Genomic DNA, 12,910 nt, shown 5'->3' on the forward strand with positions numbered 1-12,910 from the left:
GTCGAATGCCTACCATCGTGACCAGGATCCCGGCATCCGCGACTCTCGTGATGATGCTTGCGGATGCGCGCTTGCCGGTCGGCGGGCACGTGCACTCGGCGGGTTTGGAACCGGCGCTGGCGGCGGGCATGCCGGCGAACCGGGTGTTCGACTATCTTCTTGGACGGGCGCACTCGGTGTCCCTCGTGGAGGCCGGCACCGCGGTGGTGGCGCGGCACGTTGCGCTTCCGGCAACCGCCGACAGCGTGGCTGCCGGGCTTGCGGCGGTCGAGTCGGCGTGGGCGGCGCGCACGCCGAGCCGGGCGTTACGGGAGGTGTCCCGCTCGCTTGGCCGAGGCTACCTCCGCCTCGGAACCCGGTTGTGGCCGGGACACCCCGGCATCGACGCTTGCTCCGCCGCTCCCTCTCCGCTGTCCCGTCCCGTGGTGCTCGGGGCGATTGCCGCCGCGGCGAACCTCGACGCGGAGAGTCTTGTGCGCCTCGTGATCTACGACGACGCGCAGACGGTCGCGGCGGCGCTGTTGAAGCTGGCTCCCATCGACCCCGCGATTCCCGCCGGCTGGGTACTACGCGCGTGCGGCGAAGTCGACCACCTCGTCGCTGCCATTGCTGCTCTGACCTCTCCCGACGCCATCCCGGCATCGGGAGCTCCCCAAACCGAAGAGTGGGCAGAATCCCACTCCCTGACCACGCAAAGGTTGTTCCGTGCCTGAATCCAACTCCACCCGGTCCCTCCGGCTCGGTATCGCCGGCCCAGTCGGCACCGGCAAGAGCTCACTGATCGCCACCATCTGCCGGGCTCTGTCGGACGAGCTGCGCCTCGGCGTCATTACCAACGACATCTACACCGACGAAGACGCCCGTTTCCTCCGCTCGGCGGGCGTTCTCGACCCGGAACGGATCCGCGCAGTGGAGACCGGCGCCTGCCCGCACACGGCGATCCGTGACGATATCACCGTGAATCTGTTGGCGGTCGAAGACCTCGAGCGTGACTTCGCCCTCCTCGACGTGGTCCTGATCGAGTCGGGCGGGGACAACCTGACCGCGACGTTCTCGCCAGCCCTCGTCGATGCGCAGATCTTCGTCCTCGACGTCGCCGGCGGAGGGGACGTCGCGCGCAAGGGCGGCCCGGGGATCGCGCGCGCCGACCTGCTCGTCGTCAACAAGACCGACCTCGCGCCATATGTCGGCGTCGATGTGCCGACCATGGTCGCGGACGCCCGCGCAGCCCGCGATGGCGGCGAGGTGCTCGCCCTGTCGCGGACGGATGCCGCATCGGTCGCCGAACTGCGAGCCTGGGTTCTCCGCCTGCTCGCCGCCCACCGCTCGGGATTCCACGTGCCGCAGGACCCCGGCCCGATGGCGCCGCACTTCCACGCGGACGACGACGGCGGAGCCCTGCATGCACACGCTGATGGCGACCACGAGCACTCGCACCCCGGGGCCGACCGCACGCACGCGCACTGACCACCGTCGTGACATCTATTTCCCTCCAACCATCTGGCGACCGTGCTCGTCTCGATTTCCGCGCGGGCGCCATCGTGCCACGGGTGATCGAGCAGGGGCCGGACTCCGCCCGGGTGGCCCTCGTGGCGGGCGGTGCTCTTCTGCTCGGCGGCGACCATGTGCGAATCGACGTGACTGTCGGTGCGGGATGCACGCTTGAGCTTGAGGACATCGGCGGAACGGTGGCCTACGACGCCGACGGTGAACGCTCGACATGGACGGTCAACATTGTCGTCGAGACCGGTGGCACGCTTCTCTGGCACGCGCTGCCCATGGTCATCGCGCACGGAGCCAACGTGGACCGCCTCACCCGAATCACGCTGGACGCGGGCGGGCGGGTCTGCCTGAGAGAATCCGTTGTGCTCGGACGAACCGGGGAGATCGCCGGACGGGTCAGCCAGCGCACCGACATCACCATGAGCGGAACGCCGGTGTTCGTCGAGGAGCTGGTGGTCGGCGAGGGCAGGGACGTGCCTGGACTGATCGGCGCGAACCGGGTGCTCGACAGCGTGCTTGCGGTCGGGGAGCGGATGCCGCACCACGGATCACTCGTGCGCGTTCTCGATTTCGAGTTTCCCGGAAGTCTCGCACGATTCCTGGGCGCTGCCGCCCACCAGTCCCCGATTGACGAGGTGTGGACGAGATGGCGGCAAGACCTTTCCCGAAGCAACGGGGCACTCGCTCACCACGGCGCGGAGTGACAATGGTCTCTTCCCGAACGTCCGCCGCTGTCCTGCTGACAATCGTGGTGCTGCTGTTCCTTTCTTGGGGTCTCTTTTTCGGTGTCGTGTTGCCGGGACGGTACGTCACCGGAACGACGACGTTCGGGGTCGGGTTGGCGGTCACCGCATTCATGCTGGGCATGCGGCACGCATTCGACGCCGATCACATCGCCGCGATCGACAACGCCACCCGCAAGCTGATCGGGGAACGCAGGGACGCGTCGGCCGTCGGCCTGTGGTTTGCGCTCGGGCACTCGACAGTGGTTCTCACCGCCGTCAGTCTCATAACGGCGGGGCTGTCCGCGTTCACATCGCAGATTGGCGACGACAGGTCCCCGCTGGCCGCCTTCACGGCAATCTGGGGCCCCACCGTGTCGAGCGCCTTCCTTCTTGTCATCGGGACGGTCAATCTGATGGCTCTTCTCGGCATCCTCCGTCAGGCGAAGAACCGCACCACAGAATCGAGTGAGGCAATCCCGGGAGGGGTGGTCATGCGCACGCTGCGAAAGGCTGGAGGGGCGCTCGACAAGGAGTGGAAGATGTTCCTCGTGGGCGTGCTCTTCGGCCTGGGGTTCGACACCGCCTCGACGATTGCGCTGCTCCTCGTTGCGGGCGGAGCGGGAATTGTCATGCCGTGGTACGCCGCCATAGTGCTTCCCCTACTTTTCACCTCGGGCATGGTCTTGTGCGACGGGATCAACAGCCTTCTCATGTCCCGCGCTTACGCCTGGACAATCGATCGGTCGCGACGCCGCGTGTTGTACAACGCGACGCTGATGGGCATCTCGGTCGTCGTTGCGTTTCTGGTCGGGATCGTGGGCATTTTCAGCGTACTGGTTGACGAGTACAGGACGAGTTCCGCGCAGGTTCGCTCAATCGCGGGAATCAGCCTTGAGAATCCTGGATTCATCGTTCTCGGCGGACTGCTCATCGCCGGAGGCGTCGGTTTTATCATTCGGCGCGCGTGGCGCGGTGCGGAACGAACGGGGATAACCGAAGAGGGTGAGTACGGGACCGGGCGTCGACACAAAGGTATGCCTCAGGAACAACTGCAATCCTTCAACGTCGGCTAGGGCAAACGTCAAGTACGCTGCGGCACAGGTCCGGCTCGCTTCAGCGCGTCGTCTTCATCACCTTGGTCGGAGCTCCCGGGCGCGCGAGAATCAGAGCGCGCGTCTCCGCTACGCCCTTCTTGCCCGGTTGACGGCTCGGCCTATGACGGGGTAGGACGGCCTCACGATTTAGGTGTGATGGCGATAGCCTGATCCGATGCGCGGCTGGGGCAGATTGTGAGCGACGTCTCTGCCGCTTGCCCACGCGGCCATTTGTCCGCACGAGTGGTTCGCGATGGCGTTCAGCGTCGCGGTGGCCGGGAGAGGCAACGGTGGCGGTGCGTCCTGCCAGACAATTCCTGCCACCGGTTCCTCGGCTCGATGAGCAGGACACGCGTGACGGACGCGACATGCACGGAATGTGAAAACCACATCGCGCCTCACTAAGGACCGGTCGCTCCCGCAGCGTTCGAGTACTTGGTTCGAGAGATCGCAGGAGCTCTCGTCGACGTCGGCCGAGGGCAGACCTACACGGATGCCGCGAAGCGGGTTCGGGCCCGGGCGAACATCGGGAAGACCAGCAAGTGGCGCGATGTGATCAACGGCCAAACCGTCGCCGAGTGGATGGCAGACTTCGTCCCTGCCGTCGCCGCACGTTACCAGCCGAAGGAGTGGCCGGCGATCCTCGTGCTGGACTCGACACCGTATCGATGGACGCAACCCGGCGGCGGTGTGAACCTTCTGCTCTACACAATCTTCGCGGCCTACGGCTATGACCTTGACGGCACGAACGGCAGACTCTGGAAGGTCTCGGCGGGCCCGAACGGTGACGCCCCGGCGTGGGCCGAGTTCCTCGCCTCACTGCCAGGCAAGCCCGAGTCGATCGTCTGCGACCAGGACAAAGCCATTAGCGCCGGAGTGGAGATGCACTGGGGGAAATGGTCGGCAATCAACCTCATCCACCACTGTGAACACCACCTCGGCGAACGAGCCCGGGCCGCCTTCGCCAGCGACAAACTTCCACCCGAGAATCCGGTGCGGAAGCAGTTCCGTGGTGCTCTCCAGACACGGGGGCAATGGGACCTCTTTGAAGCAGAAGTTCGAAGCCGACCGAACCTCCCGATGACCAACAACTGGGTGGCGAGGAACTCCACGTGGCTGCAGGCACAGACCATCAGCCGCCCGCGGATCCCTCCGGTCTACTCCAACGGCGCGGTCGAGCAACCGCTACGAGCGTTCAAGCTGGCTCTTAGCCCGCGGGCGTTCACTTTCCGCAATCGTGCGCGCCTGAACCAGCTGCTGACGTTGATGGTTCTGGCGCACCGCAGAGTCGACAATGTCACCGACTACAGCACGGACATCCGCGCCTACCTCGAAGCCAATAACGGTCGACCGCATCGCACATACCGTGAGGCCTACGACGCCATGACGAACGAATCAGGCGTTGCATTACTGAACAGCTTGTGGTCGGTCACCGCTCAGATCGCAATGATCGAAGCGCGAACCAAGCGAGCTGTGGCCACAGACAGCCACTTGAGTTCGTCGGAGCCGGATTCAAACTGACGGCCGCCCGCGCGATACCGGGAAACGCCTCGCGCCCTGGCCTTGACTCAACTGCCCGCTAGGCGTCGACGTCCCGCCGAGTCATACGAATCTCCTTGATCCCGTATTCTTCCTTGAACAATCCGTCTGGAACGAAGCCGTGCTTTCGATAGAACGCCTGAGCTCGCGGGTTGGGATCTGCCACCCATAACGCAGCCGCTTCGCCCTGAGATATGACGGCATCGAGGAGGCCGGCTCCGGCTCCGGAACCGTGCGCTGATGCGAGCACGTAAAGTACGTTCAGCTGCTGACTCCAAGTTGCATCGGCGTCCGTTGGGGGCGCGCTCTCCGCAATTCCGATCAGCTCTCCCTCGTATTCCGCTACAGCGATTCGATGGTGAGCGAATCGCTCGTCCGTGAGTCCTACAGTCCAGAAACGCTCTCTTGTCGACACGAACTCCGGGTCGTCCAACATCTCGTCGCTCATAAGGCCCCGATAGGTCTCCTGCCAAGACGCGACATGGATGCGCGCCATTTTTGGCGCGTCCTTGGGCGTAGCGGGACGGATCCTCGGTTGCACATTCATAAGTTGCTTCACGATACTTCCCCTCCTCTCGCTGACGCTATGCGCGGCAGCGCTAAGGGAGTAGAGCGGCGCACGAGATGTCGGAAAAGAATTTCCATCTCACCTAAATCGTAAGGCCGGGGTAGGACCTCGCGAAGGCGTTTCACAGCCCTGTCGGTCACGTCTGGCTTGCGCTCGACTCCCAGATCTACCCGAGCTGCGCCGGAAGGAGGTCGACGGTTTGCTGTTTGGAGGTACCCGGGCGCGAAATCTCAACGGACATGGCCTACGGGAATCTCAGGTCACCGGAACCTTGACCGCGCATGGGTCATAAATAGATGGTGTTTCGAGTGATCTTCCCCGATTCGACGAGGCCCCGGTACTCATACACCTCGCCGACGTGGTGGTTGTCTGCGACCGGGGACAGCAATACCGCCTCAAACGGGATAGCGCTGCTGCATGCCACGCTGAGGTGGCGATAGGTCTTGTGTCCATGCAGCCAGGCGAGATCGTCATGGGCGCGGGTTGTCATTGGGGCGTGACCGATCAGGATGACGTATCCGGCGAGAAGATTGTCCTCGTTCGCCTGGTCGATCATTTTGTCGATGAGGTCCCTCGTCGGGTTGGGCGCGGTAGTGGTCGGCATGGTTCCGAGGGGTCTTTTCGCGTTGAGGCGGCGAGGTGGAAGTGGAAACAGGTCTGTCTGAAGTGGAGCGGTCATGGCACGAGATCGGATCGGGGCGGCACGGGCTTTGCGGTCACCGTGGGGGTGGTGAGCGGGTTACGGCGCACAGAAAACGTGGTGATCTGACCGTTGTCGATTCGGCCGTGAAATTCGAGGAGGTCCCCAGTGCGGTAGTTGTCAGGGGAGGGAGCAAGGACAACCAGATAGTTGGGGATGAGACGACTTTGGGCCACGGGGAACCATCGATATACCTTCTTGCCTTTCACCCATGTTGTGGCCGTGACGGGTGCGGTGCCGAGAAGAACGCTGTAGGTGTCAAGCGGGTCGCTTTGCTGGGCCTGATCGATCATCCGGTCGATAATGGTGGTCAGATTCATCGGTTCTCTTTCGGCCGTGAACTTGTTTCGGTCATGGCTTGCACGATGGCTGCTTCGGCGGTGCGCGCGACGTGGTCGCGCGCATGCACGATCGCCTCATCTAGATCGATGAACAGGTGCTTCTGGTGCCGAAGCGTGCTGATCACGCCGACCCGGGTGGCCAGTTTCATGTGCTGGGGTTGGATGCCCTTGATCAGGACGGTGATTCCGCGGCGTTCCAGGGCGTGGATCATTTCGGTGATGACGCGGGCGCCGGTGGCGTCGAGAACCTGGAGCTGGGACATGCGGATGATCACGACGGAGACGTTGTTGATTCGCGTGACGCGGTCGAGCATGCGGTCGGCAGCGCCGAAGAACAGGGCGCCGTCCAGACGGAACAGGGCGATGTGTTCGTCTTCGGGCTGGGCGGGGGCCGGGAGTTCTTCGCGGTGGACGCCACCGGATTTGGAGAGGGTTCTCAGCGCGAAGAACGCGGCAACGGCAATGCCGATCCCGACCGCGACGATCAGGTCGAAGGAGACGGTGATCAGTGCGGTGATGATGAATACGACCGTGTCGGAACGGGTTGACCCGACCACGCTGCGAACGGTTGCCAGCGAGATCATCCGCGCGGCGGTGACCATCAGCACACCGGACAGCGCCGCCAGGGGAATCTGTGAGACCACACTGGTAGCAAGGTACACGACCGCAAGCAGCACGATCGCGTGCACGATGGCGGCCACACGAGTGCGACCGCCGGAGCGGATATTCACCGCGGTGCGTGCTATCGCCCCCGTTGCCGGCATTCCCCCAAAGAGCCCGGACGCGATCGAGGCGAGTCCCTGACCGACGAGCTCGCGGTCGGCGTCATACGGGCCGGTGTCCGATATCGAGGCGGCCACTCGCGCGGACAGCAGCGATTCGATCGCCGCGAGAGCGGCCACGGTGAGGGCCGACCCGACGAGCGTGGTGAGGGTCTGAATGTCGAACGACGGGAGGGATGGCGCGGGAAGCGAGTTCGGAAGGGTGCCTATTCGTGCAAGCGGCAGGTGCGTAACCGTCGCGATCACCGCGACCACGACGATGCCGATGAGGGACCCGGGAAGCTGGCGATGAATGCGGGGTGCAAGCATCATGATGGCTGCCACTGCGGCCACCGCCAGGACAGGCCAGATGACGCTCGACCAGTTCAGATGCGCGAACGATTGGACGGCGGACACGAATGCGTTGCTGCTCGGCCCCGGCTTTGATCCGATCGCGGCTGGCACCTGTTGAAGGAAGATGATCACCGCAATTCCCAGGGTGAAGCCCTCGATGACAGGCCAGGGGATGTAGGAAACCACGCGGCCGAGTTTCAACGCCCCGCCGACAACCACGAAGGCCCCGGCCATCAAGCTCACAACGGGCACAATCGCTGCACCATGCGCAGCGACGACGGGACCGAGAACCACGACCATGGCGCCGGTTGGCCCTGAGACTTGAATGTTGGAGCCGCCAAACACGGCCGCGATTACGCCGGCGACGATCGCCGTGATCAAACCGCTCTCGGCACCGGCGCCGGAGCTCACCCCGAACGCCAACGCCAATGGAAGAGCCACAATCCCGACGGTCACACCCGCGACAAGGTCACCCCGCCAGGTTCGGCGCACAGAGCGATAGTCCTGCCAGCTGGGAAGCAGTGAACGAACGTATGCCGCTGCTTTCATCGGGTCACCGGAGCAATCTCGCTGTCGCGCTGCATCGATATGTCGGGAAGGTTCACTGTAGAGACCAATTGCTGTTGAGTTCTTTCAAGGATTTTGACGAGGAGTGACCGCGACACGGAAAGCAGATCTGCGACCTCCGGATACGCGAGTCGGTAGAACACCTGGCTGGCCCGCCGCTCCGCGACGACGAGGTTGTGCCGGCGGAGCACAGAAAGGTGCTGGGACAGGTTCGATGCTTCCAACCCCGTGTCGGCAAGCAAATCGGTCACCGACACGGTGGGGGAGGCAGACAGTACCTCCAGAACGCGCACCCGAACTGGATGGGCAAGGCCTTTGAAGAGATTCGCCTTGACTTCGTATAGTGGGCGGTGAGCATCCGAGTATTGGGCCATTCCGTCACGATTCCACGGCTTGACGTTCTCATCAAGCCGCAGGTCGAGCGCATCGGCAGCCGTCATTGGGCGAGCTCCCCGCCGAATTCCGCCCGGCGCCCACCGTCGCGGCACATGGTCCTGGATGCTTCCATCACCGGGAGGCCACCGCGTCTCGTGCTGCGATCACGAGAACTCGACAGCGGACACACGCTCGCCGCACTCGGATAATCCCGTCCGCCGGTACTTCTGTCGCGCGATGGTTGTTTCACGGCGAGCCGTCCCTCAGGTCGTAATGGATTGATAAATTCATCATATCGCAATATCGCAATATCGGAGTGACTCGGTTCGATCCCTGGACCATGACGACGGACCGGGAAGAGGAGTGCCCTGCGCCCGTGGCCGGTTCGGTGCAGCCCGCGTGAAGTAGTCGCCCGAGACGTGACAGCAGCACAGCAGCACAGGGGCGACAGCAGCACAGGAACGTCCGGCTCCTGCACGCAGCCAATTGCCGCGCCGGCATCAATTGAATGTTCTCTCAATAGTCGATATTGTGAAATATATGGACGCCGCCGAGGTATCTGTCGCACGGCTCACCGCCGATCTGTTCAGAGCGGTCGCGCACCCGGCTCGGGTTCGGGTCCTGGAAGTGCTGATGAGCGGTGAAAGCTCGGTGGGCGTTCTAGCCGAAAGGCTGGGCATGGAAATCTCCCACCTTTCGCACCAATTGGGCGTTTTGCGTCGCGCACATCTAGTCGTGACCCGGCGGGAGGGCCCTATGGTCTACTACTCGATCCGCGACCCGCGACTCTCGCAGCTGCTCGCGGTCGCCAAGCAGATGCTGGTATCGAGTCTGGAAGACTCCCGCGATTTGCTGGTGACGATGGGGGAGGCGGATCTGCAGGATGTCGGCGCCCGTGTCGACATCGGGTCGTCGCAGTGAGCACGTCTCGGTTGGTCCGGTTGATCGCCCGCACCGGCCGGATCGCGGAGCCCGTCCCGGCTCCGGTCGGAACAATCTTCGAGGGCGCACGGGTGCTGCGCGGAAGCGTGCAGGTTCGCTATGTGGATCTCGGCGGTGGTACTGACTGTGCCATGGAGATTTCGGCGGCGTTTGGACCGATCTACGACCTTGAGCGTTACGGAGTGCGCCTGGTGGCATCGCCTCGCCACGCGGACGTACTCCTGATCACCGGGGTGGTCACGAGGAACATGGTCGAACCGTTGCGGCGCACGGTGGAAGCGACGCCGATGCCCCAGTTCGTCGTAGCCGTCGGTGACGCGGCCATCATGGGCGGCCCGTTCCTCGGCGGCTATGGCGTCGCCGGTGTCGTGTCCGATTTCGTCGATGTCGACCTGGAAATCCCCGGCAGTCCGCCGGAGCCCGTGGAAATTGTGGCCGCTCTTCGTCGGATCGCGGGACGATGACGCCAATCTCTTTGGGCCTGATAACAGGGTTGGCGCTGGCAGCCGTTGCGATTGCCGCGGCCTTCTTGCCGGGCGTACCCGTTCGTTCCATACTCAGTGGCGTTTCCACGGCGGCGATGAGTGCGGCCGGAGTCTTCACGGGTGCGCTTGCGATGGCGGGGGCCACCGGGAAGCTGGTCGTGCCGATCGCATTGCCGCTGGGTCCGCTGACCTTCGAACCCGACCGGCTAGGCGGCCTGTTCATGCTGATCGCGTCCGGAGTCGGGGTGCTCGTGTCGCTCTACGGCATCGTGTCAGTGCACGGCGCATCAGCGTCACGCACCTCCTGGATCGCCTTGGCGGTGTTCATGATGGGGATGCAATACGTTCCCGCAGCCGCGGATGTGCTGTCGTTCCTGCTGATGTGGGAAGCGATGGCGTTGGGATCAACGGTGCTCCTGCTTGCCGAGCACGCCTCGCGTCGCCGCGTCAGTTCGGCCGCTGTCTGGTATTCGGTCATGTCGCAATTGAGCTTCCTCTTCATCCTCGCGGGTTTCGCCGTGCTCGCGGCGGCGGCCGGTGGAACCACGTTTGCCGAGCTCGCCCTGGTGTCTCCCACCTCCACCGCGGGGTTGACTGCATTCGTCCTGCTCGTCATCGGCTTCGGCAGCAAGTCGGGGTTGGTGCCGATGCACGTGTGGTTGCCGCGCGCCCACCCGGAGGCGCCGAGTCATGTGTCCGCCGCGATGAGCGCGGCGATGGTGAAGATGGGCGTCTACGGCATCCTTGTCGTGTGCGTGCGGTTCTTGCCTGGCGGGCCGGCGTGGTCGGGCATCCTGTTGCTGACTCTCGGGGGCCTCTCCGCCGTCTACGGGATCCTGCAGGCATCGGTGTCAAGCGACCTCAAGGTGCTGCTGGCGTATTCGACGACGGAGAACGTGGGCCTGATCTGGCTCGCGATCGGGGCGTCAGTGCTGCTTGGCGCGTACGGTCTGACCGCCACTTCAGCGACCTCCCTGCTCGCGGCCCTGCTCCTCACCGTCAGCCACGCGGCGTTCAAGACGACACTCTTCCTCGGCGCGGGGTCTGTCCTGCACGCCACCGGTGAGCGAGACCTCGACCATCTGGGAGGTCTGGGCCGGCGGATGCCGTGGACGGCTGCGGCCTTTGGCATCGGTTGCCTCGGCGCGGCAGCATTGCCAATCAGCTCGGGGTTCGTAGCGGAATGGGTGTTGCTGCAGTCCCTCGTCCATGGCACACGGCTGAATGGTGCCGCCGTGTCGGTGACCGTGTCGATCGGGATGCCATTGGCGGTTGCCGTCGTGGCACTCACCGCGGGTCTCGCGGTGTTGACCTTCGTCAAGTCCTACGGAATCGGATTCCTTGCCCGCCCGCGGTCCGATGCCGCTGCCGGAGCCCGCGAGTCCCACCCACTGGTGCGCGTCGTGCTCGTTGTCGCCGCGGCAATCGTCGTGCTCCTTGGCCTGATGCCGGGGCCGCTGGCCTCGGTGCTCGCTTCGGTCGTTGCCGAGGATGGTGCCCGCCGCCCTGGCATCGTCGACACGATCGGGATGGCTGGCGTGAGCCTGCCAGGACTCGGAGCGCTCCTGGACCCGATCGCACTGGTCATTCTCGCAGCCGTGGTGGCGGTTCCCGTGCTTGCCGTCACCATTGCTTCGGCACTGCGGCATCCGCAACGTCTCGGCGCATCGGTGTGGGGTGGCGGAGGCGAGCGTACTCGGCCGCGGATGCAATATACGGCAACCTCGTATGCGGAACCGGTCGTCAGAGTGTTCGATGACGTGCTGAAGCCGTCCCGGGATGTGGAGGTCACCCACGCGGGCGAGTCGCGATACCTGGTGCAACGGGTCAAGTTCAGCCAGAATCTGACCGACGTGATCGAGCATCGCCTCTACCGTCCCGTGTTGTCCGCCGCCGACCGTCTCGGCGTTCGCGCCCGCGTCATCCAGAACGGCAGCATCCACCTGTACCTCCTGTATTCGTTTGCGGCGATCCTGATCGTGCTGATCGTGGCGGTATTGTGACCCTCGCAACCGTCCTCGTTGACCTGGTCCAGGTCTTGCTGTTCGCTGCGCTCGCACCGGTCTTGATCGGAGTGACCCGTCAGGTTCGCGCTCGGCTGGAGGGCCGCGCGGGCGCCGGAATTTGGCAGCCGTGGCGAGACATCCGCAAACTTCTGGTGAAGCAGCCGGTGAGAGCGCCCGGTAGCAGCTGGATTCTTCGAGTAGCCCCGCTGGTTCTCACCATCTCGAGCCTGGTTCTCGCGGCGCTGTTGCCGCTGGTGAGCACCGTGGCCGGGCGGCTCATACCCGGGGACCTTTTCGTCGTGGTTTCGGTGCTGTTGATTGGGGCGGTCGCGCTGGCCCTGGTCGGTCTCGATGCGGGAACGGCCTTCGGAGGGATGGGTTCAAGCCGGCACATGACCGTTCTTGCTCTCGTCGAGCCGACGCTGCTCCTGGCGATCTACGCCCTTTCCATTCCGTCGGGCAGCTCCAATCTTGCGATCATCGTCGATTCCCGACTGGCAAACCCGTCGATCATCGTGTCCCCCGTCGGCTTGCTCGCGATGGCGGCATTCATTATCGCCGTGGCGGCTGAGACCGGACGCCTGCCGGTGGACAACCCGTCCACGCACCTGGAACTCACGATGATGCACGAAGCGATGCTGCTCGAAAGTACCGCAAGGGATCTGGGCTGGCTGGAATTCGGTTCCTGGCTGAAGCTGACCGTGCTTCTGGGTTTGATCGGCAACCTCCTCATCCCGTGGGGGGTTGCGACGACGACGGATCCGATGCAGGTGGTGGTGGGGGTACCCGCTGTGATCCTGAAAGTGCTCGTTCTCGGGGGCATGCTGAGTGTTGGCGAGGTTCTGCTGGCCAAGGTGCGACTCTTCCGTGTTCCCGAACTCCTGGCCGGTTCATTTGTCCTGGCTTTTCTCGCAGTGGCCGTGTCGGCCATGGTCCCCTGAGAGGTCCGA

14 protein-coding genes are annotated in these 12,910 nt (G+C 64.1%); 9 read left to right on the plus strand and 5 right to left on the minus strand.

Going from position 1 to position 12,910, the window contains the following annotated elements; genetic code table 11:
- Positions 1–5: 5 nt before the first annotated feature.
- The 5 genes from FVP33_RS15445 to FVP33_RS15465 all read left to right on the plus strand — a co-directional run bounded on the left by FVP33_RS15445 (position 6) and on the right by FVP33_RS15465 (position 4,843).
- Positions 6–713 carry an urease accessory protein UreF gene (locus tag FVP33_RS15445; RefSeq protein WP_222706758.1) on the plus strand — a complete coding sequence of 236 codons (708 nt, stop codon included), beginning with the start codon at positions 6–8 and terminating at the stop codon, positions 711–713.
- Positions 706–1,467 carry an urease accessory protein UreG gene (gene ureG / locus FVP33_RS15450; protein ID WP_147784588.1) on the plus strand — a complete coding sequence of 254 codons (762 nt, stop codon included), beginning with the start codon at positions 706–708 and terminating at the stop codon, positions 1,465–1,467. The genes FVP33_RS15445 and ureG overlap by 8 nt, the downstream gene beginning before the upstream one ends.
- Before the next feature lie 8 nt (positions 1,468–1,475).
- Positions 1,476–2,207: an urease accessory protein UreD gene (locus FVP33_RS15455; RefSeq protein ID WP_187270751.1), complete on the plus strand. Its 732-nt coding sequence runs from the start codon at positions 1,476–1,478 to the stop codon at positions 2,205–2,207.
- Positions 2,208–2,251: 44 nt separating this feature from the next.
- Complete coding sequence (locus FVP33_RS15460; protein WP_187270752.1) at positions 2,252–3,301, plus strand: HoxN/HupN/NixA family nickel/cobalt transporter; 1,050 nt, start codon at positions 2,252–2,254, stop codon at positions 3,299–3,301.
- Positions 3,302–3,757: 456 nt separating this feature from the next.
- Positions 3,758–4,843, plus strand: coding sequence for a hypothetical protein (locus tag FVP33_RS15465; RefSeq protein WP_147784591.1), 1,086 nt, complete (start codon positions 3,758–3,760; stop codon positions 4,841–4,843).
- A 58-nt stretch (positions 4,844–4,901) separates the two neighbouring features.
- Here the strand turns inward: FVP33_RS15465 and FVP33_RS15470 are convergent, their stop codons facing one another.
- The 5 genes from FVP33_RS15470 to FVP33_RS15490 all read right to left on the minus strand — a co-directional run bounded on the left by FVP33_RS15470 (position 4,902) and on the right by FVP33_RS15490 (position 8,526).
- Positions 4,902–5,420 carry a GNAT family N-acetyltransferase gene (locus FVP33_RS15470; RefSeq protein WP_246142367.1) on the minus strand — a complete coding sequence of 173 codons (519 nt, stop codon included), beginning with the start codon at positions 5,418–5,420 and terminating at the stop codon, positions 4,902–4,904.
- 295 nt (positions 5,421–5,715) lie between these two features.
- Positions 5,716–6,033, minus strand: a complete 318-nt coding sequence (locus FVP33_RS15475; protein WP_147784592.1) for a hypothetical protein — start codon at positions 6,031–6,033, stop codon at positions 5,716–5,718.
- 71 nt (positions 6,034–6,104) lie between these two features.
- The gene (locus FVP33_RS15480; RefSeq protein ID WP_147784593.1) at positions 6,105–6,449 is read right to left on the minus strand and encodes an amino acid adenylation domain-containing protein; all 345 of its coding nucleotides are present in this window, start codon (positions 6,447–6,449) and stop codon (positions 6,105–6,107) included.
- On the minus strand, positions 6,446–8,134 hold the full coding sequence (locus FVP33_RS15485; RefSeq protein WP_147784594.1) for a SulP family inorganic anion transporter: 1,689 nt from the start codon (positions 8,132–8,134) through the stop codon (positions 6,446–6,448). The genes FVP33_RS15480 and FVP33_RS15485 overlap by 4 nt, the downstream gene beginning before the upstream one ends.
- Positions 8,131–8,526, minus strand: a complete 396-nt coding sequence (locus FVP33_RS15490; protein WP_147784692.1) for an ArsR/SmtB family transcription factor — start codon at positions 8,524–8,526, stop codon at positions 8,131–8,133. Before FVP33_RS15490 ends, FVP33_RS15485 begins: the two co-directional genes overlap by 4 nt.
- A 541-nt stretch (positions 8,527–9,067) precedes the next feature.
- Between FVP33_RS15490 and FVP33_RS15495 the strand changes: the two genes are divergently transcribed.
- The 4 genes from FVP33_RS15495 to FVP33_RS15510 all read left to right on the plus strand — a co-directional run bounded on the left by FVP33_RS15495 (position 9,068) and on the right by FVP33_RS15510 (position 12,901).
- Entirely contained in the window at positions 9,068–9,448 is a 381-nt protein-coding gene (locus tag FVP33_RS15495; protein WP_147784595.1) for an ArsR/SmtB family transcription factor, read from the plus strand.
- 92 nt (positions 9,449–9,540) lie between these two features.
- Positions 9,541–9,933, plus strand: coding sequence for an NADH-quinone oxidoreductase subunit B family protein (locus FVP33_RS15500; protein ID WP_246142368.1), 393 nt, complete (start codon positions 9,541–9,543; stop codon positions 9,931–9,933).
- Between the two features lie 116 nt (positions 9,934–10,049).
- Positions 10,050–11,957 carry a proton-conducting transporter transmembrane domain-containing protein gene (locus FVP33_RS15505; RefSeq protein ID WP_222706759.1) on the plus strand — a complete coding sequence of 636 codons (1,908 nt, stop codon included), beginning with the start codon at positions 10,050–10,052 and terminating at the stop codon, positions 11,955–11,957.
- Positions 11,954–12,901: a respiratory chain complex I subunit 1 family protein gene (locus tag FVP33_RS15510; RefSeq protein WP_147784598.1), complete on the plus strand. Its 948-nt coding sequence runs from the start codon at positions 11,954–11,956 to the stop codon at positions 12,899–12,901. Before FVP33_RS15505 ends, FVP33_RS15510 begins: the two co-directional genes overlap by 4 nt.
- Positions 12,902–12,910: the final 9 nt, after the last annotated feature.

Origin of the sequence: Lacisediminihabitans profunda, assembly GCF_008040105.1 — a bacterium.
GTDB lineage: Bacteria > Actinomycetota > Actinomycetes > Actinomycetales > Microbacteriaceae > Lacisediminihabitans > Lacisediminihabitans profunda.

Excerpts from the sequence above, each read along its gene's own strand:
- FVP33_RS15495 (WP_147784595.1), top strand. The coding sequence starts at position 9,068 with ATGGACGCCGCCGAGGTATCTGTCGCACGGCTCACCGCCGATCTGTTC.
- FVP33_RS15485 (WP_147784594.1), bottom strand. The coding sequence starts at position 8,134 with ATGAAAGCAGCGGCATACGTTCGTTCACTGCTTCCCAGCTGGCAGGAC.
- FVP33_RS15475 (WP_147784592.1), bottom strand. The coding sequence starts at position 6,033 with ATGCCGACCACTACCGCGCCCAACCCGACGAGGGACCTCATCGACAAA.
- FVP33_RS15505 (WP_222706759.1), top strand. The coding sequence starts at position 10,050 with ATGAGTGCGGCCGGAGTCTTCACGGGTGCGCTTGCGATGGCGGGGGCC.
- FVP33_RS15445 (WP_222706758.1), top strand. The coding sequence starts at position 6 with ATGCCTACCATCGTGACCAGGATCCCGGCATCCGCGACTCTCGTGATG.
- FVP33_RS15480 (WP_147784593.1), bottom strand. The coding sequence starts at position 6,449 with ATGAATCTGACCACCATTATCGACCGGATGATCGATCAGGCCCAGCAA.
- FVP33_RS15490 (WP_147784692.1), bottom strand. The coding sequence starts at position 8,526 with ATGGCCCAATACTCGGATGCTCACCGCCCACTATACGAAGTCAAGGCG.